Source organism: Streptomyces sp. CY-1 (assembly GCF_047218265.1).
Lineage (GTDB): Bacteria > Actinomycetota > Actinomycetes > Streptomycetales > Streptomycetaceae > Streptomyces > Streptomyces niphimycinicus.
Genome location: NZ_CP178393.1, coordinates 5614380 through 5636886 on the forward strand (window position 1 = coordinate 5614380; position 22507 = coordinate 5636886).

The 22507-nt window shown below is 71.3% G+C and carries 24 protein-coding genes; 14 read left to right on the forward strand and 10 right to left on the reverse strand.

Going from position 1 to position 22507, the window contains the following annotated elements; all coding sequences use genetic code 11:
- Positions 1 to 28: 28 nt before the first annotated feature.
- The 5 genes from ACK1X7_RS24100 to ACK1X7_RS24120 all read right to left on the reverse strand — a co-directional run bounded on the left by ACK1X7_RS24100 (position 29) and on the right by ACK1X7_RS24120 (position 5827).
- Positions 29 to 1453 carry a HAMP domain-containing sensor histidine kinase gene (locus ACK1X7_RS24100; RefSeq protein WP_385139431.1) on the reverse strand — a complete coding sequence of 475 codons (1425 nt, stop codon included), beginning with the start codon at positions 1451 to 1453 and terminating at the stop codon, positions 29 to 31.
- Positions 1450 to 2190: a response regulator transcription factor gene (locus tag ACK1X7_RS24105; protein ID WP_385139428.1), complete on the reverse strand. Its 741-nt coding sequence runs from the start codon at positions 2188 to 2190 to the stop codon at positions 1450 to 1452. Before ACK1X7_RS24105 ends, ACK1X7_RS24100 begins: the two co-directional genes overlap by 4 nt.
- A 76-nt stretch (positions 2191 to 2266) precedes the next feature.
- The gene (locus ACK1X7_RS24110) at positions 2267 to 3382 is read right to left on the reverse strand and encodes a S1C family serine protease (RefSeq protein WP_385139425.1); all 1116 of its coding nucleotides are present in this window, start codon (positions 3380 to 3382) and stop codon (positions 2267 to 2269) included.
- Positions 3383 to 3968: 586 nt separating this feature from the next.
- Complete coding sequence (locus ACK1X7_RS24115) at positions 3969 to 4991, reverse strand: LacI family DNA-binding transcriptional regulator (RefSeq protein ID WP_385139422.1); 1023 nt, start codon at positions 4989 to 4991, stop codon at positions 3969 to 3971.
- A gap of 23 nt (positions 4992 to 5014) precedes the next feature.
- Positions 5015 to 5827, reverse strand: a complete 813-nt coding sequence (locus ACK1X7_RS24120; protein WP_385139419.1) for a response regulator transcription factor — start codon at positions 5825 to 5827, stop codon at positions 5015 to 5017.
- Between the two features lie 305 nt (positions 5828 to 6132).
- Here ACK1X7_RS24120 and ACK1X7_RS24125 point away from each other — a divergent pair, with 305 nt between their 5' ends.
- Positions 6133 to 7059, forward strand: coding sequence for an alpha/beta hydrolase (locus ACK1X7_RS24125; protein ID WP_390795048.1), 927 nt, complete (start codon positions 6133 to 6135; stop codon positions 7057 to 7059).
- A gap of 39 nt (positions 7060 to 7098) precedes the next feature.
- Here ACK1X7_RS24125 and ACK1X7_RS24130 read toward each other — a convergent pair whose 3' ends face one another.
- Positions 7099 to 9057 (reverse strand): ABC transporter ATP-binding protein, encoded by a 1959-nt coding sequence (locus tag ACK1X7_RS24130; RefSeq protein WP_413115621.1) that lies wholly within the window; start codon positions 9055 to 9057, stop codon positions 7099 to 7101.
- A gap of 115 nt (positions 9058 to 9172) precedes the next feature.
- Positions 9173 to 10915, reverse strand: a complete 1743-nt coding sequence (locus ACK1X7_RS24135; protein WP_385139410.1) for an ABC transporter ATP-binding protein — start codon at positions 10913 to 10915, stop codon at positions 9173 to 9175.
- Between the two features lie 121 nt (positions 10916 to 11036).
- On the opposite strand from ACK1X7_RS24135, the gene ACK1X7_RS24140 reads away from it, so the two are divergent.
- From ACK1X7_RS24140 to ACK1X7_RS24170, 7 genes are all read left to right on the forward strand, one after another.
- Complete coding sequence (locus tag ACK1X7_RS24140) at positions 11037 to 11312, forward strand: MoaD/ThiS family protein (RefSeq protein WP_014053934.1); 276 nt, start codon at positions 11037 to 11039, stop codon at positions 11310 to 11312.
- Between the two features lie 11 nt (positions 11313 to 11323).
- The gene (locus ACK1X7_RS24145) at positions 11324 to 12733 is read left to right on the forward strand and encodes a hypothetical protein (RefSeq protein WP_413115622.1); all 1410 of its coding nucleotides are present in this window, start codon (positions 11324 to 11326) and stop codon (positions 12731 to 12733) included.
- An 83-nt stretch (positions 12734 to 12816) separates the two neighbouring features.
- Positions 12817 to 13503, forward strand: coding sequence for a DUF2993 domain-containing protein (locus ACK1X7_RS24150; protein ID WP_078642750.1), 687 nt, complete (start codon positions 12817 to 12819; stop codon positions 13501 to 13503).
- 211 nt (positions 13504 to 13714) lie between these two features.
- Positions 13715 to 13795 carry an Ms5788A family Cys-rich leader peptide gene (locus ACK1X7_RS24155; RefSeq protein WP_351229977.1) on the forward strand — a complete coding sequence of 27 codons (81 nt, stop codon included), beginning with the start codon at positions 13715 to 13717 and terminating at the stop codon, positions 13793 to 13795.
- 154 nt (positions 13796 to 13949) lie between these two features.
- Positions 13950 to 14789, forward strand: coding sequence for a sulfurtransferase (locus ACK1X7_RS24160; RefSeq protein WP_385139404.1), 840 nt, complete (start codon positions 13950 to 13952; stop codon positions 14787 to 14789).
- Between the two features lie 44 nt (positions 14790 to 14833).
- Positions 14834 to 15121 carry a DUF1416 domain-containing protein gene (locus ACK1X7_RS24165; protein ID WP_028814639.1) on the forward strand — a complete coding sequence of 96 codons (288 nt, stop codon included), beginning with the start codon at positions 14834 to 14836 and terminating at the stop codon, positions 15119 to 15121.
- A gap of 159 nt (positions 15122 to 15280) precedes the next feature.
- Positions 15281 to 15538, forward strand: coding sequence for a DUF3099 domain-containing protein (locus ACK1X7_RS24170; RefSeq protein ID WP_030837960.1), 258 nt, complete (start codon positions 15281 to 15283; stop codon positions 15536 to 15538).
- A 188-nt stretch (positions 15539 to 15726) separates the two neighbouring features.
- On the opposite strand, the gene ACK1X7_RS24175 is transcribed toward ACK1X7_RS24170, so the two are convergent.
- On the reverse strand, positions 15727 to 16092 hold the full coding sequence (locus tag ACK1X7_RS24175; protein ID WP_014053928.1) for a DsrE family protein: 366 nt from the start codon (positions 16090 to 16092) through the stop codon (positions 15727 to 15729).
- 272 nt (positions 16093 to 16364) lie between these two features.
- On the opposite strand from ACK1X7_RS24175, the gene ACK1X7_RS24180 reads away from it, so the two are divergent.
- The 3 genes from ACK1X7_RS24180 to ACK1X7_RS24190 all read left to right on the forward strand — a co-directional run bounded on the left by ACK1X7_RS24180 (position 16365) and on the right by ACK1X7_RS24190 (position 18538).
- On the forward strand, positions 16365 to 16928 hold the full coding sequence (locus ACK1X7_RS24180) for an FABP family protein (protein ID WP_216343108.1): 564 nt from the start codon (positions 16365 to 16367) through the stop codon (positions 16926 to 16928).
- 158 nt (positions 16929 to 17086) lie between these two features.
- On the forward strand, positions 17087 to 17563 hold the full coding sequence (locus ACK1X7_RS24185; protein WP_216343107.1) for a Fur family transcriptional regulator: 477 nt from the start codon (positions 17087 to 17089) through the stop codon (positions 17561 to 17563).
- Positions 17564 to 17572: 9 nt separating this feature from the next.
- A complete protein-coding gene (locus ACK1X7_RS24190; protein WP_385139402.1) occupies positions 17573 to 18538 on the forward strand; it encodes a YgfZ/GcvT domain-containing protein in 966 nt (321 codons plus the stop codon).
- A gap of 123 nt (positions 18539 to 18661) precedes the next feature.
- On the opposite strand, the gene dtd is transcribed toward ACK1X7_RS24190, so the two are convergent.
- On the reverse strand, positions 18662 to 19087 hold the full coding sequence (dtd, locus tag ACK1X7_RS24195) for a D-aminoacyl-tRNA deacylase (protein WP_361498651.1): 426 nt from the start codon (positions 19085 to 19087) through the stop codon (positions 18662 to 18664).
- Positions 19088 to 19233: 146 nt separating this feature from the next.
- Here dtd and ACK1X7_RS24200 point away from each other — a divergent pair, with 146 nt between their 5' ends.
- Together ACK1X7_RS24200 and ACK1X7_RS24205 are read left to right on the forward strand one after the other, a co-directional pair.
- Positions 19234 to 19872, forward strand: a complete 639-nt coding sequence (locus ACK1X7_RS24200; RefSeq protein WP_385139399.1) for an ABC transporter substrate-binding protein — start codon at positions 19234 to 19236, stop codon at positions 19870 to 19872.
- Between the two features lie 126 nt (positions 19873 to 19998).
- The gene (locus ACK1X7_RS24205; protein ID WP_413115623.1) at positions 19999 to 21246 is read left to right on the forward strand and encodes a GNAT family N-acetyltransferase; all 1248 of its coding nucleotides are present in this window, start codon (positions 19999 to 20001) and stop codon (positions 21244 to 21246) included.
- Positions 21247 to 21325: 79 nt separating this feature from the next.
- On the opposite strand, the gene soxR is transcribed toward ACK1X7_RS24205, so the two are convergent.
- A complete protein-coding gene (gene soxR / locus ACK1X7_RS24210) occupies positions 21326 to 21787 on the reverse strand; it encodes a redox-sensitive transcriptional activator SoxR (RefSeq protein WP_059145925.1) in 462 nt (153 codons plus the stop codon).
- A gap of 52 nt (positions 21788 to 21839) precedes the next feature.
- Here soxR and ACK1X7_RS24215 point away from each other — a divergent pair, with 52 nt between their 5' ends.
- Positions 21840 to 22466, forward strand: coding sequence for an NADPH-dependent FMN reductase (locus ACK1X7_RS24215; protein ID WP_385139393.1), 627 nt, complete (start codon positions 21840 to 21842; stop codon positions 22464 to 22466).
- Positions 22467 to 22507 lie beyond the last annotated feature (41 nt).

Sequence of the window (22507 nt, forward strand, 5' to 3'; positions counted from 1 at the left end):
CCGCGCCGGGCCGCGCCCGGCACCGCGCTCAGTCGACGTCGATCCCCGGCGGAGCCGTCGGCGCGCCCGGGAGCTTGATCCAGGCGACCGTGCCGCCGCCCGGGGCCGCTTCCAGCCCCACCTGGCCGCCCGCCTGCTGGACCGTACGGGCCACGATCGACAGGCCGAGGCCCGAGCCGGGCAGGCTGCGGGCGGACGGGGAGCGCCAGAAGCGCTCGAAGACATGGGGCAGTTCCTCGGCGGGGATGCCGGGGCCATGGTCGCGCACCCTTACCTCTCCGCTTCTGAGGACGACGTCGATCACACCACCCGAAGGGCTGAACTTCACGGCGTTGTCGAGGAGATTGACCAGCGACCGTTCCAGCGTGGCCGCCTCGCCGCGGACATACCAGGGCTCGATCGAGGCGTTGATGGTGAGATGCGCACCGCGCAGCCGGGCCCGCTCCAGGGCCGTCCGCGCCACCTCGTGCAGGGCGATCACCTGCGGGGGCCCGCTGCCGGGCAGGGCGTCGGGCCGGGACAGCTCCTGTAGATCGCCGATCAGCGCGGCCAGCTCGGTCATCTGCGCCTTGACGCTCCCCATGAGCGCCTTGCGGTCGGCGGGCGGCAGCGCGCGGCCGGTCTCCTCGCTGCGGGCGAGCAGTTCGATATTGGTCCGGAGCGAGGTGAGCGGGGTGCGCAGCTCATGTCCGGCGTCCGCGATGAGCTGCTGCTGACGGTCGCGGGAGGAGGCGAGGGCCGCCGTCATGGAGTTGAACGACCGGGACAGCCGGGCGATCTCATCATCGCCCTCGGCCGGGATGCGCACGGCCAGATCCTCGGTGCGGGCCACATGCTCGACCGCCTCGGTCAGCCGGTCCACGGGCTTGAGCCCGGTCCTGGCGATCCACAGGCCCGCGGCGCCCGCGCCGACGACGCCGACCCCGGCGACGAGCGCGAGGACGAGGGTGAGCGTGCCCAGCGGATGCTCGACCTCGCTCAGCGGGCGGGCCATGGAGACGGCGATCCCGCGCGGCAGCGGGCTGCCGGGGCCCTCGGTCGGCCGGTAGGTGTACACCCGCATGTCCCCGCCGCCGCCCGCGCCCGTCGCGTCGTGCAGCGCGTTCGGCCGCTGTCCGACGGCCACCTCCACATCGGCGGTGGTGACCGGCAACTGGGTGGCCCCGGGCTGGGTGCAGCGGCTGCCGTCGGCCAGCACGATCTGCACGGAGTACGAGCCGAGGGCGCGCGGGGTGTGGCCGTCGGCGCCCCCGGGGCTCTGGCATGCCTCCAGGATGCTCAGCACATTGCGCTCGTCCACCTTGACGTTGCGCAGGGACGAGTCGAGTTGGGCGCTGAGCTGTTCCCGGACGATCAGCCAGCACGCGAACGCGGACACCGCCACCGCCACCGCGACGGCCACCGCGGTCAGCAGGGCCAGCCGCGAGCGCAGCGGCAGTCTGTGGAACCTCACGCGGGCTCGCCCTCCGCGGGCCGCAGCACATACCCCACCCCGCGCACGGTGTGCACGAGCCGCGGCTCGCCGGCCGCCTCGGTCTTACGGCGCAGATACATCACGTACACATCCAGCGAGTTGGACGACGGCTCGAAGTCGAAGCCCCACACCGCCTTGAGGATCTGCTCACGGGTGAGCACCTGACGGGGATGGGCCAGGAACATCTCCAGCAGGGTGAACTCGGTACGCGTCAGCTCGACCCGGCGCCCGCCCCGGGTGACATCGCGGGTGATCAGGTCCATCCGCAGATCGCCGAAGGCCATCACATCGCCCTCGGGGAGCGCCGCGCCCTGCCGGCCCGCGTAGGAGCTGCGGCGCAGCAGGGCGCGGATGCGGGCCAGCAGCTCGTCCAGTTCGAAGGGCTTGACGAGGTAGTCGTCCGCGCCCGCGTCGAGCCCGGTGACCCGGTCGCCGACCGTGTCCCGCGCGGTGAGCATGAGGATGGGCAGCGTCACCCCGGTGGCGCGCAGCCGCCGTGCGGCGGTCAGCCCGTCCATCCGGGGCATCAGCACATCGAGCACGATCAGCTCGGGGTCGTAGGAGCCGACCTTGTCCAGCGCGTCCAGTCCGTCCACGGCGGTCTCGGTCGCGTAGCCCTCGAAGACGAGGCTGCGCTGGAGGGCTTCCCGGACGGCCGGCTCGTCGTCGACGATCAGGATGCGGGCGGGCTGATCGCCGTGGTCGGCGGGGCTCATGGGTCGGTTTCCTTCACGATCACGGTGACGGGGGGCGGGGAGACGGGCGCTGCTGCCAGCCTCGCACGTGGGTCGGTCAGACGTTGCCGTCACTGCCGCCCGAGCGCAGGGAGGCGAGATCGGACTTGACCGTGTTGATCGGGATCGAGAAGCCGAGGCCGACGCTGCCCGCGCTACTGGAGCTCTGGTCCGAGGCCGCGGAGTACATCGCGGAGTTGATGCCGATGACCTGGCCGCTCATGTTGATCAGCGCGCCGCCGGAGTTGCCGGGGTTGAGCGAGGCGTCGGTCTGGAGGGCCTTGTAGGTGGTGGTCGACTCGCCGACGTCGCCGTTGTACCGGCCGCCGCCGAACTCGAAGGGCCACTGACCGCCGCCGCCACCCTGCCCCTGACCGCCCTGCCCCTGGTTCTGGTCCGTGGAGACGGTGACGTCGCGGTCGAGCGCGGAGACGATGCCGCTGGTGACGGTGCCGGTAAGGCCCTCCGGCGAGCCGATGGCCACGACCTGGTCGCCCACGGTGACCTTGCTGGAGTCGCCGAGGGCCGCGGCCTTGAGCCCGCTCGCGCCCTCCACCTTGATCAGCGCGAGGTCCTTCTTGCTGTCGGTGCCGACGACCCTCGCGGTCTTCTTACTGCCGTCGCTGAACGTCACCTTGATCGAGTCGGCGCCGGAGACCACATGGTTGTTGGTGATGATCTCGCCGCCGCTGGTGATGACCACGCCGGACCCGGTGGACTGACCGCTGGTGCCGGTCGCGCCGACCTCCACGATGCTGGGGCTGACGGCCGCCGCGACGGCCGAAACCCCGCTGCTGCTCGTGGATTTGGCGTTGACCACGGGGGTGGAGACCGTGGTGCCGGACTTCTGCGTGGCGTTGGTGACCAGCGCGGCCGCTCCACCGCCCACGAGCGCCGAAACCGCCGCCACGGCCGCGATCAGCGCGACCGGACGCGACGCCCGCGCCCTGCGCCGCCCTCCGCCACCATGCGCCCCCTCACCCGCGAACGCCCCGCCCTCCTCCCCGACCCCGCCCCCACCACCACTGCCACCGCTCGGCCACACGGTGACCCCGGACGGCGTGGTGACCGCCTGCTGAGGCTCATAAGCGGGCGGATCGGGATACCCCGCACCACCGCCGTACGAGAAGGGATAGGGCTCGTCTGCGCCGCTACGGCGTGTGCTGTCCGTCATGTCTATGACTGTGCGACCGAAGTATGAGAGTCCCCTGAGGGCCCGCTGAGAACCCCACCAGAAGTCGGTATGCCCGACATAAGGCGCCCTCGCGGCAGCGCGCCTGCCGGACGCCGAGGGCCGCCGTGGCCCTCGGCCCCCCGCGACCCCAACCCCCTCGGCCGCACCGCAGGTCAGCGAATTCCCGCCGCAGAACGTGGACCGCGCGCCCCCTACCGGGCACGCAGGCGCGGCCCGCAGCGCTGCGCCTCGCTGTAAGGCGGGCGCGGCGCCTCCGCGGACATCGGGGTCCGGCCACGGAACGCCGGGATCACAAGCCTCGCCCGGCGCGGAATCTCCCCGCAGGGGAGACCGCGGGGCGGGCGCGCGCCGCGCCTGGCATCCGTTCGCGGGGCGGCAGGGCGCGGGCGCCGCCCGCCGGGAAGCAGCCCACAAGGCGCGGCGGACGCCGACCGCAGAACGGGCCTCCACACCGGCGCGCGCCGCGCAGCGCAACCCGGCCCGCAGGGCCGATCCCGCCGGACGGCGACGACAACAGGGGGCCGTCGGGGCCCCAGGGCCCCGACCCCGGCAGAAGCGCTCCGCGCTAGACGCAGCCGCAGGAGTGGCGGACCACCAGGGCCGACGGGAATTGCTTGACCCGCTCGCGGCGGGAGCCGGCCAGGCGGACGCCGTCGTCCAGCACCAGGTCGACCGCGGCGCGCGCCATCGCCGGGCGGTCGGAGCCGACCGTGGTCAGCGGGGGGTCGGTGAGGTGGGCTTCCTTCACATCGTCGAAGCCTGCCACCGCCAGCTCCTGCGGTACCTCGATCCGCAGCTCACGCGCGGCCCGCAGCACCCCGAACGCCTGGTCGTCGGTGGCGCAGAAGATGGCCGGGGGCCGGTCGGGGCCGGCCAGCAGGTCGAGGGCGACCTTATAGGCGTCGTACCGGTTGTACGGGGCCTGGAAGAGCCGCCCCTCCGTGGAGCGGCCCGCCTCGTGCATCGCGCGGCGCCAGCCCTCGACGTGGTCGGTGACGGGGTCGCCGACGGTCGGGGTTATCTCGGTGCCGCCGAGGCACGCCACATAGTCATGGCCGTGCTCCAGCAGATGCCGCACCGCGAGCTGCGCGCCGCCGATGTCGTCCAGCACCACCGCCACGTCGTCGATCGCCTCGGGCCGCTCGTGCAGCAGCACCACCCGGGCGTCCCACGCCTCGATCTCGGCCGCCGCGTTCTCGCTCGGGCCCTGGCTGATGAGGATCAGCCCGGACACCCGCATCCCCAGGAAGGCGCGCAGATAGTGCACTTCGCGCTCGTCCAGGTAGTCGGAGTTGCCGACCAGCACCATCTTTCCGCGCTCGGCGGCCGCCTGCTCGACGGCGTGTGCCATCTCCGCGAAGAACGGCTGCCGGGCGTCCGGAACGATCAGCCCTATGAGATCGGTCCGGCGGCTCGCCATCGCCTGCGCGACGCGGTCCGGCCGGTAGCCGAGCTCCTTGATCGCGGCAAGCACCCGCTCGCGCGTGGCCGGGGCGACCGGCCGGGGTCCGTTATTGATGACGTAACTGACGACCGCGGTCGAAGTCCCCGCAAGCCTTGCCACATCATCCCGCGTCACCTTGGCCACGCGCGCAGTCTACGCGGGTCCAGCTAGCTGTTGGCCGGTCGTGCGGCAGCGGCCCTCGCCGCGGAGCCGGGCGCCCCGCCGGGGTGCTCGCCGCGCGCCGCCTCGCCCGCTCCGGCGCCCCGCGCCGTGGCCTTGGCCCGGGCCTCCTCGGCGGCGCGCTCGACCTTCTCCGGTGCGACGAAGCGGTAGCCCACGTTCCGCACGGTGCCGATCAGGGACTCGTGCTCCGGGCCCAGCTTGGCGCGCAGCCGCCGGACATGGACGTCCACGGTGCGGGTGCCGCCGAAGTAGTCGTAACCCCAGACCTCCTGGAGAAGCTGCGCCCGGGTGAAGACCCGGCCGGGGTGCTGGGCCAGATACTTCAGCAGCTCGAACTCCTTGAATGTGAGATCGAGCACACGCCCCTTGAGCTTGGCGCTGTAGGTGGCCTCGTCGACCGACAGATCGCCGTTGCGGATCTCCATCGGGCTGTCGTCGGTGGTGATCTGCTGGCGGCCCATGGCCAGCCGCAGCCGGGCCTCGACCTCCGCCGGGCCCGCGGTGTCCAGCAGGACGTCGTCGACGCCCCAGTCGGCGGTGACGGCGGCCAGCCCGCCCTCGGTCACCACCAGGATCAGCGGACAGCCGGGGCCGGTGGACCGCAGCAACTGGCACAGGCTGCGCACCTGCGGCAGATCGCGGCGGCCGTCGATCAGGATGACATCGGCTCCCGGCGTGTCCACCAGGGCCGGGCCCTCGGCGGGAGCCACCCGCACGCCGTGCAGCAGGAGGCCGAGGGCGGGAAGCACCTCCGTCGAGGGCTGGAGTGCGTTGGTCAGCAGCAGGAGGGAACTCATCGTCCACCACCCGCCCCGGCCATGTTCTCGAGGTTGTGCACGCTTCGCTCGCCCATTACGTCGGTTCCTCCTCGGTCCCTTGCGAGAGGGGCACCTCCCGGACAGCGCCCGGGGGAGTCTGCGGCTACTACTTCGTACGGTCACGCTCCGCACCCTTGGAGCGACGGTGCGCTCAAACGCGCATCACGCCCCGAAAGCACAAAAGGACCCGGGGGCTACGTTGCCCGGATCCTCTTCACAGCAGAATAACCCACATGACATGTGCCCGAGAGGCTCAATCTGCTCCCCGTTGTCCTTTCACGGAAATGACAGGAGAGCGGCGGGCCACGCTGCTGACCGATGACGGCGTCTCGATCGAGGCGCTGTACGAGCCTTCCCCGAAGCCCGGCACCGAACCCTCCGACCACCTCGTGCTGGTGCTCGGGCATGGGTTCACCGGTGCCCTGGAACGCCCCGCGCTACGCCGGGTGGCCTCGGCGTTTGCCCAGCGTACGGCCGTGATCACGTTCTCCTTCCGGGGCCATGGCCGGTCCGGCGGACGGTCCACGGTCGGCGATCGCGAGGTGCTGGATCTGGCCGCCGCGGTGCGCTGGGCGCGGCGCCTCGGGCATCGGCGGGTCGCCACGGTCGGTTTCTCGATGGGCGGGTCCGTGGTGCTCCGGCAAGCCGCGCTGTACGGGAAGAACGAAGAAATCCAGCCGGTGCATGTCGCACACGATGGGGAGCGCACAGGGCGCTCGCCGGGGCGCACGGACCTCGCGGCCGGGGCGACGGGCGGCCGGGCGCCGGGCGCGCCCGGCGAGGCGGCCGACGGCGTCGCGCCCGATGCCGTCGAGAGTGCCGCGCCCGATGCCGTGGTCGCGGTGAGCGCCCCCGCCCGCTGGTACTACCGGGGCACCGCGCCCATGCGGCGGGTCCACTGGGCGATCACCCGGCCGACCGGCCGCCTGGTCTCCCGCTACGGGCTGCGCACCCGGATCGACCCCCGCGGCTGGGCCGTCGATCCGCTGTCCCCGGTGGCCGCGGCGCCGCTGATCGCGCCGACGCCGCTGCTGATCGTCCACGGCGACCGGGATCCGTACTTCCCGCTGGACCATCCGCGGATGCTGGCGTCGGCGGCGGACCCGTCGGCCACGGAGCTGTGGATCGAACCGGGCTTCGGCCACGCCGAGACGGCCGCCTCCCCCGCCCTGCTGGGCCGCATCGCCGACTGGGCGGCGGCCCACGCCTGAGGGGACGGCCACGCCTGAGGAGTCCCCGAGCGAACGCGCCTACTCGGCCTCCGCCACCGGCTCCGCGAACTGGGACGCGTACAGCCGGGCGTACGCACCGCCCGCCGCGAGCAGCGCGTCATGCGAGCCCTGCTCCACGATCCGCCCCGACTCCATCACCAGGATCACGTCCGCGTCCCGGATGGTCGACAGCCGGTGCGCGATCACGAAACTGGTACGGCCGCTCCGCAGCGAGGCCATCGCCCGCTGGATGAGGACCTCGGTACGGGTGTCGACCGAGCTGGTGGCCTCGTCCAGCACCAGGATCGACGGCTCGGAGAGGAACGCCCGAGCGATCGTGATGAGCTGCTTCTCCCCGGCGCTGACATTGGAGCCCTCCTCGTCGATCACCGAGTCGTAGCCGTCCGGCAGGGTCCGTACGAAGCGGTCCACATAGGTGGCCTTCGCCGCCTCGACGACCTTCTCGAAGCTCGCCCCTCGCGCGCCGTACGCGATGTTCTCGGCGATCGTCCCGCCGAACAGCCAGGTGTCCTGGAGCACCATCCCGATATGGGAGCGCAGCTCCTCGCGTGACATCTCGGCGATGTCCACCCCGTCCAGCGTGATCCGCCCGCCGCTGACCTCGTAGAACCGCATCAGCAGGTTGACCAGCGTGGTCTTTCCGGCGCCGGTCGGGCCGACGATGGCCACGGTCTGCCCGGGCCGCACCGACAGCGACAGACCGTCGATGAGCGGCGTGTCCGGCTGGTAGCGGAAGGAGACCTCCTCGAACGCGACCTGCCCCCGCACCGCCTCCGGCCGCCGCGCGTCCACCGGTTCCGCGCTCTGCTCGGGCGCGTCCAGCAGCTCGAAGACCCGCTCGGCGGAGGCCACGCCCGACTGCACCATGTTGGCCATGGAGGCCACCTGGGTGAGCGGCTGGCTGAACTGCCGGGAGTACTGGACGAACGCCTGGACATCGCCGATCGACAGCGCGCCGGAGGCCACCCGGAGCCCGCCGACCACGGCCACCAGCACATAGTTGAGGTTCCCGATGAACATCATCGAGGGCTGGATCAGCCCGGAGATGGACTGGGCCTTGAAGCCCGCCGCGTAGAGCTTGTCGTTCTGCTCCCGGAACAGCTCCGCGGACTCCTTCTCCCGCCCGAAGACCTTCACCAGCGAGTGGCCGGTGTACATCTCCTCGATATGGGCGTTGAGCTTGCCCGTGGTCTTCCACTGGGCGACGAACTGCGGCTGGGCGCGCTTGCCGATGCTCGTCGTCACCCACACCGAGACCGGGACGGTGATCAGCGCCACCAGCGCCAGCAGCGGCGAGATCCAGAACATCATCGACAGCACGCCCACGATCGTCAGCAGCGAGGCCAGGATCTGGCTGAGGGTCTGCTGGAGCGTCTGCTGGATGTTGTCGATGTCGTTGGTGGCGCGCGAGAGCACCTCACCGCGCGACTGCTTGTCGAAGTACGACAGCGGCAGCCGGGCCAGCTTGTGCTCCACGTCCTCGCGCAGCCGGAAGACCGCCCGCTGGACGATGACCGTGGCCACCCGCGCCTGCACCAGGCCCAGAATCGAGGCGACGACATACAGCGCGGTGGCCCACAGCAGCACGACGCCGACCGCGTGGAAGTCGATGCCCTGGCCGGGGGTGACGTCCATCGAGGCCACCATGTCGGCGACCGTGCCCTGGTCCCTGTCGCGCAGCCACTGGACGGCCTGCTCCTTGTCGGCCCCGTCGGGCAACTGCCGTCCGATGATGCCCGCGAAGATCAGGTCGGTCGCCTCGCCGAGGATCTTCGGACCCACCACCGCGAGCGCGACGCTGCCCGTGCCCAGCGCGAGCACCAGCAGCGCGATACCGCGCTCGGGACGGAGCCGGGCCAGCAGCCGGCGGCCGGAGCCGCGGAAGTCCAGGGACCGCTCGGTCGGCTGCCCGCCCATGAACCGGCCGGGCCCGGCGGCGGGCCCCGGACCCCTGCGAGGTGCCGAGGTGCCACTCATGCTGTGTCCCTTACATTCGCCCCGCTGCGCCAGTAGCTGATGTGACTGTCGCCCACGCGGCGCAGAGGTGCGACTTTCATCGTCTTCTGCGGCTCGGTGGCCGCGTGTGCGTCGCTCATGCGGCTTCCTGTTCCGTGAGCTGAGAGAGCACGATCTCGCGGTAGGTCTCGTTGCCGGCCATCAGCTCGCCGTGGGTACCGGCGCCGACGATCCGCCCCGCGTCGAGCACCACGATCAGATCGGCGCCCCGGATCGTGGACACCCGCTGGGCGACGATGACGACCGTCGCGTTCTCCGTCTCGTCCACGAGCGCCGCCCTCAGCCGGGCGTCGGTGGCGTAGTCGAGCGCGGAGAAGGAGTCGTCGAAGAGGTAGACGGACGGCCTGCGGACCAGGGCCCGGGCGATCGCCAGCCGCTGCCGCTGGCCGCCGGACACATTGGTCCCGCCCTGGGCGATCGGGGCGTCGAGCCCGGCCTCCATGGACTCCACGAACTCCCGTGCCTGGGCGGTCTCCAGGGCCCGCCACAGCTCCTCGTCGGTGGCGTCAGGATTGCCGTACCGCAGGTTGGAGGCGACGGTGCCGGCGAAGAGATACGGCTTCTGCGGGACGAGCCCGATGTTCCGGGTCATCACCTCCGGATCGAGGTCGCGCACATCCACCCCGTCGAGGTGGACGCTGCCGTCGGTCGCGTCGAACAGCCGCGGCACCAACCCGAGCAGGGTCGACTTGCCGCTGCCGGTGGAGCCGATGACGGCGGTGGTCCGGCCGGGCCGGGCGATCAGCGAGATGTCGCGCAGCACCGGCTCGTCGGCGCCGGGGAAGCGGAACTCCACGCCCCGCAGCTCCAGCAGCCCTCGTCCGGCGTCGGCGGGCGCGGCGGTGACGGGCACGAGGGGCGGTACGACACTGGTCTCGGTGTCCAGCACCTCCTGTACGCGCTCGGCGCACACCTCGGCCCTCGGCACCATCATGAACATGAAGGTGGCCATCATCACGGACGACAGAATCTGCGCCAGATAGCTGAGGAACGCGGTCAGCGCGCCGATCTGCATCCCGCCGCTGTCGATCCGGTGCCCGCCGAACCAGACGACGGCCACGCTGGAGACGTTCACCACCAGCATCACGGAGGGGAACATCAGCGACATCAGCCGCCCGGCCCGCAGCGAGACGTCCATCAGCCCGGTGTTGGCGGTGGTGAAGCGGTCGCGCTCATGGGTGTCGCGGACGAAGGCGCGGATGACCCGGATACCGGTGATCTGCTCGCGCAGCACCCGGTTGACGGTGTCGATGCGGTCCTGGACATGGCGGAACAGCGGCCGCATCCGGCGGACGATGAGCGTGACGACCACGCCCAGGGCCGGAACGATGAGCAGGAGCAGCCCCGACAGCGGAACGTCCTGGTTGAGCGCCATGACCACACCGCCGACGCACATGATCGGCGCCGAGACCATCAGCGTGAACGACATCAGGCACAGCATCTGCACCTGCTGCACATCGTTGGTGGTGCGGGTGATCAGGGACGGCGCCCCGAAGTGGCCCATCTCACGGGCCGAGAAGGACTGCACCCGGTCGAAGACGGCGGCGCGCACATCGCGGCCGAGCGCCATGGCCGTACGGGCGCTGAAGTAGACGGCTCCCGCGGCGCACACGATCTGGACAAAGGTGACGGCGATCATCAGCCCGCCGACATGGACGATGTAGCCGGTGTCACCCTTCACCACTCCGCCGTCGATGATGTCCGCGTTCAGCGCGGGGAGGTAGAGGGTGGCGAGGGTCTGCACCAGTTGCAATAAAACGATCAGTGTGATCGTTCGGGTATAGGGCCTCAGATACGCCCGTATCAGTCGTACCAGCACACCGAAACCTTAAGTGACTCACGCCCCGAACCGGCCGTATTTTCGACGAACCGCGCGTGGTCCATGGCGCGGGCCCGCACCCGTCATCATGGAGGCGGCAGATGACGGGAAAGGGATCGCGATGGCGATGAAGAACACGCCCGCCGGGACCATCCGGTACTGGGCCGCCGCCCGCGCCGCGGCCGGTACCGCGGAGGAGCCGTACGCCGCGCGGACACTGGCGGAAGCGCTGGACGTGGCCCGGGAGCGGCACACCGCACGGCCGGAGTTCGCGCGCGTGCTGCTGCGCTGTTCGTTCCTGGTCGACGGAACCCCGGTCGGCACCCGCGACCACAAGACGATCCAACTCGCCGAGGGCGGCACGGTCGAGGTGCTCCCGCCGTTCGCAGGAGGGTGAACCCCGAGCTCATGAGCAACCAGCCGCACCAGGCCAACGAGCCCCACGAGCCCCACCAACAGAACCCGCGACAGCCGCAGAACCCGCAGCAGCCGTATCCCCCGTACGGGTCGTACGAGGCTCCTTACGGCGGATACGACCAGAGCGCGCATCCTTACGGCGGCAATGGCGGCAATGGCGGTAACGGCGGCCACGGTCAGGGTGCCCAGCAGCCGGGCGACTGGCCGGGGTACGAGGGCTATCCGCAGCAGCAGGGGTACGCCCAGGCCCAGCCGCCGCAGTACCAGCACCCGCAGCAGCAGTACCAGCAGCAGCCGTACGCGGATCCTTACGCCGCCCAGCAGGGGCACCAGGCGCACCAGAGCCAGCACCCGCACCAGGGCCAGCAGGGGCAGTACGCCCAGGGCTGGGATCAGCAGCGGCACCCGTACCAGCCCGCCCCCCAGCACCCGGCCCAGCCCCAGCACCCGCACCCGGCCCAGCCCCGGACCGCGGCACAGGCCCATGCGCAGGCCCAGCACCCACAGGCCCAGCACGCACAATCCCAACAGCCACAGCCCGCGCCCGCCCCCGCGACGGCAGCCGCCACGGCAACCGCGACCGCGGCCGCGACCACCACCGCCGAGCCGCCCGCCCCGCAGCCGGACCGGCCGCTCACCGCCGCCGAGAAGGCCCGCGCCGAGGGCCGTCCGCAGATCCTCCCCCCGGGGTTCGTCCCCGCCGCGCTGACCGCCGTGCTCGCCGGCCTGCTCGCGGCCACCGCGCCGCTGGGCCGCCCGGCGGTCGCCGTCGTCGTGGCGGTGCTCCAGGCGGTCACGGCGGCCGGCTGGTTCCGGCTGAACGGCATGTGGCCCGCCCGGCAGGGCATCGCGCTCGCCTACGCGGGCGGCCTGGCCGCCACCATCGGCCTGCTCGCCACCGAGCCCGCGCACGCCCCGACGGTCCTCATCGGCACCATCGGCGTCTGGCTACTGCTGGTGGTGATCCTCCAGTTGCGCAGCCACGCCTCCGCGGACGAGCGGCTGTACGGGCTGACGGCCGCTGTGGCGTCCACGGCCCTTACGGTGCTCGCGGCCGGTCATCTGGCCGCCGTCGCCGAGTCCTCGGACGCCGTCGTGGTGGGGGCGGCCGCCGTCGCCGTGGCCGTGCTCGTCCGGGCGCTGCCGCTGCCGACCGCCGCCGCCGTCGTGGTCGCGCTGGCGGCCGCCACGGGCGCCGGGGTCGGGGCCGGGCAGCTCACCGGAACGGGCACCTCCACCGCCGCCCTGCTCGGGTTCGCGGCCGGGGCGTGCGCGCTGATCGGCCACCGGGTCGCCAGCTACGACTACCCCTCGCGCTTCGTCCATATGACGGCCGGCGTGGCGCTGCCGCTGGCGGCCGCGGCCCCCGTGGTCTATGTGATCGGCCGCGCACTGGGCTGACTCCCCGGCTCCCGCTCAGCCGCTCCGGATAGGCTCGCAGCCTCAGGCGAGGGCCTGAGCACGAGCCTGGGGGACCCACGCACATGCGCGCACTACGTATCACCTTGATCGTCGTCGTGATACTCGGCGGCCTCTTCGTGGCCGCCGACCGCATCGCGGTGTACATCGCGGAGTCGAAGGCCGCGGACAAGATCAAGAGTTCGCAGGGCCTGACCACCACGCCCAATGTCTCGATCAAGGGCTTCCCCTTCCTCACCCAGGTCGCGGGCAAGGAGCTGGACGAGGTCGACGTCGGTGTGGACGGGCTGACCACGGCCACGGGGGACGGCCGCAGCGTCCGGGTCACCGAGCTCGACGCGAAGCTGCACAACGTCCGCATCTCGGGCAGCTTCTCCTCGGCCAGCGCAGACCGCGCCACCGGCTCGGCCCACATCAGCTACGCGGACCTCTCACAGGCCGCCGGTCCTGGGGTGACCGTCGGCTACGACTCGTCGGGGAGCAACAAGGTCAAGATCACCGGCAGTCTGCTGGGCCTCAGCCTCACCGCCCACTCCCAGGTCACCATCGTGAACGGGACCACCATCCGGCTGCACGCCGAGTCCATCCCGGGCGGCAGCATCCCCCAGTGGGAGGACAAGGTGCGGGAGAAGGCCGACATCGAGCGGAAGATCGAGGGACTGCCCACCGGTATGCGGCTGGACAAGGTGGAGGCCACCAAGGACGGCATAGACGTCTCGGTCACGGGTAACAACGTCCAACTGACGGGCTGACGCGATCAGCACCAGGGGCGCGCGATCTCGCCCCTGGTCCATTCACTGAGACGATCTCGTCCGCATACATGACCGCCGGTGGCCCTCGTGTGCCCGGACGGCCCCGCCCCCGGGGCGTTCACCCCTCTCTCATCTCACTCCCCGGACGATATCGTCTCATCATTCGACACGCCGGTGACATGCCCGCCTGTCCGTCCCTACGATCGGACGCATGAAGCGACAGGCGGATCTCACGAAGCGGCGGGCAGTCGACCTGTGCCGCGTCGCCGCCATGCTCTGTCGCCCCGTCTGAAACGGGACGCGGTCCGGCACGCCTCGGACCGGCCCCCTCCTCGGCCCGTCAGCCGGGCCTTCCCGCACTTTCGCTCGTACGCTCGCCGCACGCCCCGCGCGGCGCCGCGTCGCGAGCGTGCCCGTACCGCCGCAACTGCCCCGGAGGAGAGAACATGAGCCGCAGTGACGTCCTGGTGGACGCCGAGTGGGTCCAGGCCCGGATCGACGACCCCAAGACGGTCATCGTCGAGGTGGACGAGGACACGTCGGCCTACGACAAGAACCACATCAAGAACGCCGTACGGATCGACTGGAAGCAGGACCTCCAGGACCCGGTGCGCCGTGACTTCGTCGACCAGGCCGGCTTCGAGAAGCTCCTGTCGGAGAAGGGCATCGCCAACGACGACACGGTCGTCCTCTACGGCGGCAACAACAACTGGTTCGCGGCGTACGCCTACTGGTACTTCAAGCTCTACGGCCACCAGGACGTCAAGCTGCTCGACGGCGGCCGCAAGAAGTGGGAGCTCGACTCCCGCGACCTGGTCGCCGAGGTCCCGACCCGCGCGGCGACCGAGTACAAGGCCAAGCCGCAGGACGCCTCCATCCGCGCCTTCCGCGACGAGGTCGTCGACGCCATCGGCTCGCTGAACCTCGTCGACGTGCGCTCCCCCGACGAGTTCTCCGGCAAGCTGCTCGCCCCGGCCCACCTCCCCCAGGAGCAGTCGCAGCGCCCGGGCCATGTGCCGAGCGCCCGCAACATCCCCTGGTCGAAGTCGGCCAACGACGACGGCACCTTCCGGTCCGACGACGAGCTCAAGGAGATCTACGAGAGCGCGGGCGTCGACCTGGCGAAGGACACCATCGCCTACTGCCGCATCGGTGAGCGCTCCGCTCACACCTGGTTCGTCCTGCACGAGCTCCTGGGCCAGACCAACGTCAAGAACTACGACGGCTCCTGGACCGAGTACGGCTCGCTGGTCGGCGTGCCGGTCGAGCTCGGCGCCGAAAGCTGACCCCTCTCCCCCGAACGCGCCCCCGAACGTAAGGACAGACATCCATGTGTGGAGCCAAGGCAGGCGGCCCCGACGCCTCGACGATCAAGCCCGGTGAGACCACCATCCAGGGTTCGGTGACCCGCGACGGCGAGCCCGTCACCGGCTACGTCCGGCTGCTGGACAGCACCGGCGAGTTCACCGCCGAGGTCCCCACCTCCGCGACCGGACAGTTCCGCTTCTACGCCGCGGAGGGCACTTGGACGCTGCGTGCCCTGGTTCCCGGCGGCACCGCGGACCGCACGGTCGTCGCCCAGAAGGGCGGGCTGGCGGAGGTCGCCATCGCCGTCTGACGCGTGACGGCGCGTCGTGGCATACGGCCGGAGGGCCGCACCCCGGGGTTGGACGCCTCGGCGGGGTGCGGCCCTCCGTCCGTCCCGCGGGTCTCCAGGTCTGTGGGCGCCGGTGTCCTTCATCTGTCGGCGCGGCGGCCCCGGACGTACGCTGGAAACATGTACGCGCGACGCCGCCACGCATATTTTTTCCTGATGGGCGCGTGTCTGACGCTCTTCATCTCGGCGTGGGCCTTTGTGCGCCTGTGGTCCGTACCCGCCGCGGTCGCGATGTGCATCGTCGCCATGGTGATCCCGCCCCTGGCCGCCATAGTGGCCAATCGCCGGGGCCCGGAGGACCGGTGGTGGGATGAGTCGGGGGACGAGGAATCCGACCGGTGGTGGCGGGAGCTGGACGAGCACAACCACCGGCATTGACCACCAGCACAACCGCCCCGGCCGATCGGGGCCCGGCAGGGGCCACTGACCGGGCCCCGGCCGGGGCGTTCAGGACCGGCCCGGCAGCCGAGGTGCCGAGGACCGCCCTGGGAGCCGGGGTGCTCAGACCCGTCCTGGGAGCCGGGGGGCTCAGAACCGCCCTAGGAGTCGGCGTGTTCAGGGCCGCCCTAGTAGACGAGCGCTTGGACGCCGTCCGGCATGATCTCGCTCACGAAGACCTGAGCGCCCGCGATCCGGGCACCCTCGATCAGATCCTTCTCCTCGATCTCGCGGCGCGCCGCGCACTGGGTGCACACCGTGATCGTGCCGCCGCCCGTAAGGATGCCGTCGATCAGATCCGGAAGCGGCGCCGCATGCGGCAGCTCGAACTCCGCCGCCCGGCCCGGCAGCGCGAACCACGTCGACTCCCCGGTCAGCCAGAGCGAGACCTCGACCCCGCTCGCCGCGGCCACCGCCGCCACCGTGAACGCCTGGGAGCACCGCTCGGGAGCGTCCGCGCCCGCCGTCACCTTGATCACCAGCTTCTTCGCCATACGCCAACCTTAGGGTCGGCACGGTGGGCCGGGCGCGGCACGGCGACCTGTCTCCACCGGCCGTCCCGGCGCCGACTAGACTCGGTGCCGTCCGTCATCTGTTCCGAGGAGCGCGCTCGTGCTTGAGGCTTTCTTCACCACCCTGATGATCCTGGTCGCCGTGGCCACGCTCGGCTTCGCCGCACTGACCTGGAAGAAGCTGTACCAGGGCCAGCGCTGACCCCCTCCCGCCCGGCCGCCACGGCTCGACTCTCGACAGATCGCCTGAATTCATGATCCAGATTCCGTCCGACCTCCACCCGGACCTCGTACCGCTCGCCTTCCTCCTGGGCAACTGGGAAGGCGCGGGCGTATCGGACTTCCCCGGGGCCGAGAAGTGCAACTTCGGCCAGGAGGCGACCTTCACGCACGACGGCCGCGACTTCATCGAGTACGTCTCGCACACCTGGGTGCTGGACTCCGAGGGCAAGAAGGTGCGGCCCCTGGAGACCGAGTCCGGCTACTGGCGGATCGACAAGGACCGCAAGGTCGAGGTCGTGATGAGCCGGGACCAGGGCATCGTCGAGGTCTGGTACGGCGAGCTGGCGGACGGCAAGCCGCAGATCGACCTGGCGACGGACGCGGTGGCGCGCACCGCGCACGCGGCCCCGTACGCGGGCGGCAAGCGGCTGTACGGCTACGTCAACAGCGATCTGATGTGGGTCGGCGAGAAGGCCACCCCCGAGGTCGAGCTGCGTCCGTACATGTCCGCGCATCTGAAGAAGGTCGTCGACCCCCGGGAGTGGGCCAAGGACCTCAAGGATCTGCCGGACGACGGGATCGCCTTCTTCCGCTGAGCGCCTGAGCCTTCGGGCTCTTGGGGCTCCTCGGGCTCCTCGGGCTCTTGAGTGCTTCCGGGCCGTTCCGCCTGCCGCCGAGCCCGGCTCTTCCCTGCCGCGGCCGGTTCTGCCCTGCGCGTCCGGCCGGTGACCGCGTGCCCGCCTACACTTGCACCGTGGCGACCACCGACTGGAAGAGCGATCTGCGGGAGCGCGGCTACCGGCTGACCCCGCAGCGCCAGCTCGTGCTCGAAGCCGTCGATCATCTGGAGCACGCCACTCCGGACGAGATCCTCACCGAGGTGCGCCGCACCGCGAGCGGGGTCAACATCTCCACGGTCTACCGCACGCTGGAGCTGCTGGAGGAGCTGGGCCTGGTCAGCCATGCCCATCTCGGCCACGGCGCCCCCACGTACCATCTGGCCGACCGGCACCATCACATCCACATGGTGTGCCGCGACTGCACGGATGTGATCGAGGCCGATGTCTCCGTGGCCGACTCCTTCACCCGGCAGCTCCGGGCGGACTTCGGCTTCGAGACCGATCTGAAGCACTTCGCGATCTTCGGCCGGTGTGCCAGGTGCTCCGCCGGACAGCGCCGTGGCGACGACGGCCAGAACGGCTCCGGTGAGGGCCGAGCCCGCAGGTCGTAGGCTGAGTTCATGAAGAGCCCTTTGCTGTCGCTGCCCGGCGCCGTCCCCGGCGAGGGCCCCGACGAAGGCGTCGCCGCCCACTACGGCGACCTGTTCCGCGAGCAGCGCGCGCTCGCCGACGGCACCGGCTTCGTGGACCTCTCGCACCGCGGAGTGGTCACGGTCAGCGGTGCCGACCGGCTGAGCTGGTTGCATCTGCTGATCACCCAGCACGTCAGCGAACTCCCGCCGGGCCAAGCCACCGAAGCCCTGATCCTCTCCGCCCACGGCCATATCGAACACGCGCTCTATCTCGTCGACGACGGCGAAACGACCTGGGCCCATGTGGAGCCCGACAGCCAGGGCGATCTGATCGCCTACCTGGAGAGCATGAAGTTCTTCTACCGGGTCGACATCGCGGACCGCACCGACGACTACGCGGTCGTCCACCTCCCGGCGGGCAGCATCACCGAGGCCCCCGAGGACACCATCGTCCGCGAGACCGCGCACGGCCGGGATCTCTTCCTGCCGCGTGCGCGGCTCACCGACTTCGCCGAGGCGAGCGGACCGGCGATCGGGGTGCTGGCGTACGAGGCGCTGCGGGTCGAGGCCCACCGGCCGCGGGTCGGCCTGGAGACCGACCACCGCACCATCCCGCATGAGCTGGGGTGGATCGGCTCCGCCGTGCATCTGCAGAAGGGCTGCTACCGCGGCCAGGAGACCGTCGCCCGGGTGCAGAACCTGGGCAAGCCACCGCGCCGGCTGGTCTTCCTCCACCTCGACGGCAGCGAGGTGACGCTGCCCTCCCACGGCGCGCCCATACGGCTGGCCTCGGAGGGCGAGGAGGGTCGCCAACTGGGGTTCATCACCTCCTCGGCCCGCCACCACGAGCTGGGACCGATCGCGCTCGCGCTGGTCAAGCGCAATGTGCCGGTGGACGCGGAGCTGATCGCCGACTCCACGGCCGCCGCTCAGGAGACGGTCGTGGAGCCGTGAGCCCGGTGCGCCGGACCTCGAGGTGAGGTCGCGCTGGACCTCAAGGTGAGGTCGCGCGAGCCCACAAGGTGAGGTCGCGCGAGCCCACAAGGTGAGGTCGCGCCAGACCTCAACGTGAGGTGGCTAGACCTCGATCAACACCGTGAACGGGCCGTCGTTCGTGAGCGAGACCTTCATGTCCGCTCCGAACCGGCCCGTTTCCACCTGCGCGCCCAGCTTCCGCAACTGGGCCACCACCTCGTCGACGAGCGGTTCGGCGACCCCGCCGGGCGCCGCCGCGTTCCAGGTGGGGCGGCGCCCCTTACGGGCGTCGCCGTAGAGCGTGAACTGGCTGATGACCAGCAGCGGGGCGGCCGTGTCCGAGCAGGACTTCTCGCCCTGGAGGATCCTTACGGACCACAGCTTGCGGGCGAGCTGGGCCGCCTTCTCCGGAGTGTCGTCATGCGTCACCCCGACCAGCACGCACAGCCCCTGGCCGACGATCTCGCCGACCGTCTCGCCGTCCACGACGACGCTTGCCCCGTTCACTCTCTGTACCACAGCACGCATACCGACCATCATGCCGTGCGTCCATCCGGGGCCGATCGGGTGGAGAGCCGCTGCACAGGGAGCATCACTGGTGGCACGATGCGTGCAGGCGGTGCAAGCGGGCAGGAACTGCGGGAATGACGCATCGCTGGAGGGGACGGACACCAATGACCACACCGGGCACCGGCCAGCCCATGGCCACCGAGGGCCTGCTGCCGCCACGGCCGCCGAGCCAGCGCGGCGGGCGGCTGGCCGACTCCGCCGCCGTGCCGGCGCCGACCGCGGCTCCCACGTCCGCGGCGGCGAGCGGACTGCACACGCTGCGACTGCCGGAGCTGCGGGCGCTGCGCCGCGCGGCACAGGGCGAGGAGGCGGATCTGAGCTATCTGCGCAGACTGCTCCAGGGCCGGATCGACATCCTCCGCGCCGAGCTGGGCCATCGCCGTGACCCGGCGCCCACGGCGGCCGCGGCACAGCCGTCCGCCGCGCTGGTGGACCGGCTGCCGGAGATCCTCGCGGACCTCCCCTCACGGCACCGTTCCTCGGCCCGCCATGTCACGCTCGGGACGCCGCAGGGCGCCGAGTACGAGCGGCTGGCCGAGGAGATGCTGGCCGAGGTGGGCCTCTCCGATCTGCGGGCCCGTACGGACGAGGAGCTGCGCGGCGCGATGGCCCGCCTCGTCGGCCATGAGCAGCAGGTGTCGCGGCGGCGGCAGGAGCTTCAGCGGACGGCGGACGGTTGCAGTGCGGAGATCGCCCGCCGGTACCGCGAGGGAGAGGCACAGGTGGACGACCTGCTGGCGTAGGCGTCCGCGGATGCTCGGAGGGTGCTCGGGGAGCCGTCCACAGGGTGCGGTGTGATGAAAAGACCTGGTCCACAGGCTGGGGAAATCGGCGTGCGGCCGGTGGCGGCGGGAGCCTAGCGTGTGCGCATGGCCGTCGAACTCCGCACCTCGCTCTCCGATTCCGATCTGACCAACTGGACCATCGCGCTCAACACCGGCTTTCTGCGTCCTCCGGAGGCGCCGAAGGAGGAGGTGGAGCTGCGGCGGGAGCAGATGGACCTGTCCCGTACGCAGGGGGTCTTCGACGGGGACCGCTGTGTCGCCACCTTCCGCAGCTTCGCCCAGCGGCTGACGGCGGTCGGCGGGGCGGACGTGCCCGCCGACGCGGTCAGCAATGTCGCGGTGTCGCCCACCCACCGCCGCCGGGGGCTGCTCAGCCGGATGATGGAGCACGATCTGCGCGCCGCCAAGGAGCGGGGCGACGCGGCGGCCACCCTGATCGCGGCCGAGTACCCGATCTATGGGCGGTACGGCTTCGGCCCGGCCACCTGGATCACCGAATGGCAGGTGGACGTTCCGCGCGCCGGTCTCGACCCGCGCCACTCGGCTCCGGTGGACGGCGGCCGGGTCGACTTCGCCGACGCCGACGAGGTGCGGAAGCTGGGCCCCGCACTGCATGAGCGGCTGCGCGCCCGGCAGCACGGCGTCATCGACCGCCCGGAGAGCTGGTGGCGGATCAGCACCGGCCGGCGGCGGTACCCCAACCGCCCCTGGACCGAGCCGTTCTATGTGCTCTACCGCTCCCCCGACGGCTCGGTGGACGGGCTGCTCGCCTATACGGCGGACGACCGCTGGGAGGGCAACAAGCGGCCGCACAACACGGCCACCGTGCTCGAGCTGACCGGAGTCACGCCGGCCGCCGAGCGGGCCCTGTGGCACTTCCTGCTCTCGGTCGACTGGGTGACCCGGGTCAACACCGGCCGGCGCGCCCCGGACGATCTGCTTCCGCTGCTGCTCGGCGACCCCCGCGCCGCCCAGGTCACCCAGCAGGCCGACTGGCTGTGGCTGCGCCCGCTGGATGTGCCCCAGTTGCTGGAGACCCGTACATACCCGGTCGAGGGCTCGCTGGTGCTCGAGTTGCACGACAGCGCCGGGCTGGCCGGTGGTCGCTATTTCCTGGAGGCGGGCCCCGACGGCGCGGCATGTGCGACCACGGGCCGCCCGGCCGATCTGACCATGGACATCGGCGAGTTGGGCACCCTGTGGCTGGGCGACGAGTCGGCGGTCCGGCTCGCCTCACTGGGCCGGATAGCCGAGGAGCGCCCGGGCACCGCGGCCCTGGCGGACCGGCTGCTCCGCACCCCACGCCGCCCGTGGTGCCCCGACGGCTTCTGAGGTGGGCGGGAATGTCCGGGCCCGGCGGCAGGCACCCGCCCGATCGGCACCGGGCGGCCGACGCCCGCCCGGTCGGCGCTCAGCAGCAGGACTTGAGCAGTCGGCGCGCGCCCGCGCCCTGCTCACCGAGCCTGTCGTACGGGTTGGCCAGCGCGCATTTGTCGATCGACAGACAGCCGCAGCCGATGCAGTCGGTGAGGTGGTCGCGGAGGTTCTCGAGCTGTTCGATGCGCTCGGTGATGTCCGCGTGCCAGCACTCCGAGATCCGGGCCCAGTCCTCCTTGGTGAGGACGTGGTCCTCGGGGAAGAGCCCCAGCACCTCCCGGATTCTCCCCAGCGGGATGCCGACGCGCTGCGAGGAGCGGACGAAGGCGACCCGGCGGAGCGTGTCGCGGGTGTAGCGGCGCTGATTGCCGGAGGTGCGGCGGCTGTGGATCAGCCCCTCGCGCTCGTAGAAGCGGAGCGCGGAGGCGGGGACTCCGCTCCGCTGCGAGAGCTCGCCGACCGTGAGCTCATGGGTCTTCCAGGTCAATTGCGTCATAGGGCCGAGAGTAGCTTGACTTCAACCTTTGTTTAAGTCCGACGCTCTTCCCATGGCTACTGACACCGCCGTATCCACGGCCGCAGCCCCTACCGACACCGATTCCCCCATCCGGCTCGCCGTCATCGTCGGCAGCACCCGCGACGGCCGCTTCGGGCCGAAGGTCGCGGAGTGGTTCGCCGCCCATGCGACGCTCCGCTCCGATATGACCGTCGATGTCATCGACCTCGCCGAGACCCCGCTGCCCATGGACCTCACCCACCGGCCCGGCCCCGAGGACCTCGCGGCCCTGGAGGCCGTGACGCCCCGGCTGGACGCGGCCGACGCGTTCGCCGTGGTCACGCCCGAGTACAACCACAGCTACCCCGCAGCCCTGAAGAACGCGATCGACTGGCACTTCACCCAGTGGCAGGCCAAGCCGATCGGCTTCGTCTCCTACGGCGGCATCTCCGGGGGCCTGCGCGCGGTCGAGCATCTGCGGCCGGTCTTCGCCGAGGTGCACGCCGTGACCGTCCGGGACACGGTCAGCTTCCACAACGCACACGGGCTCTTCGAGGAGGACGGCCGGCTGAAGGACTCCCAGGGCCCGGACACCGCCGCCGGGGCGATGCTCAACCAGCTCGCCTGGTGGGCACGGGCCCTGCGCACGGCCCGCACCACTCACCCCTACGGCACCTGACACCACCGGCGACACCGACCCCCGCCGCGGCGCCGCCGGAC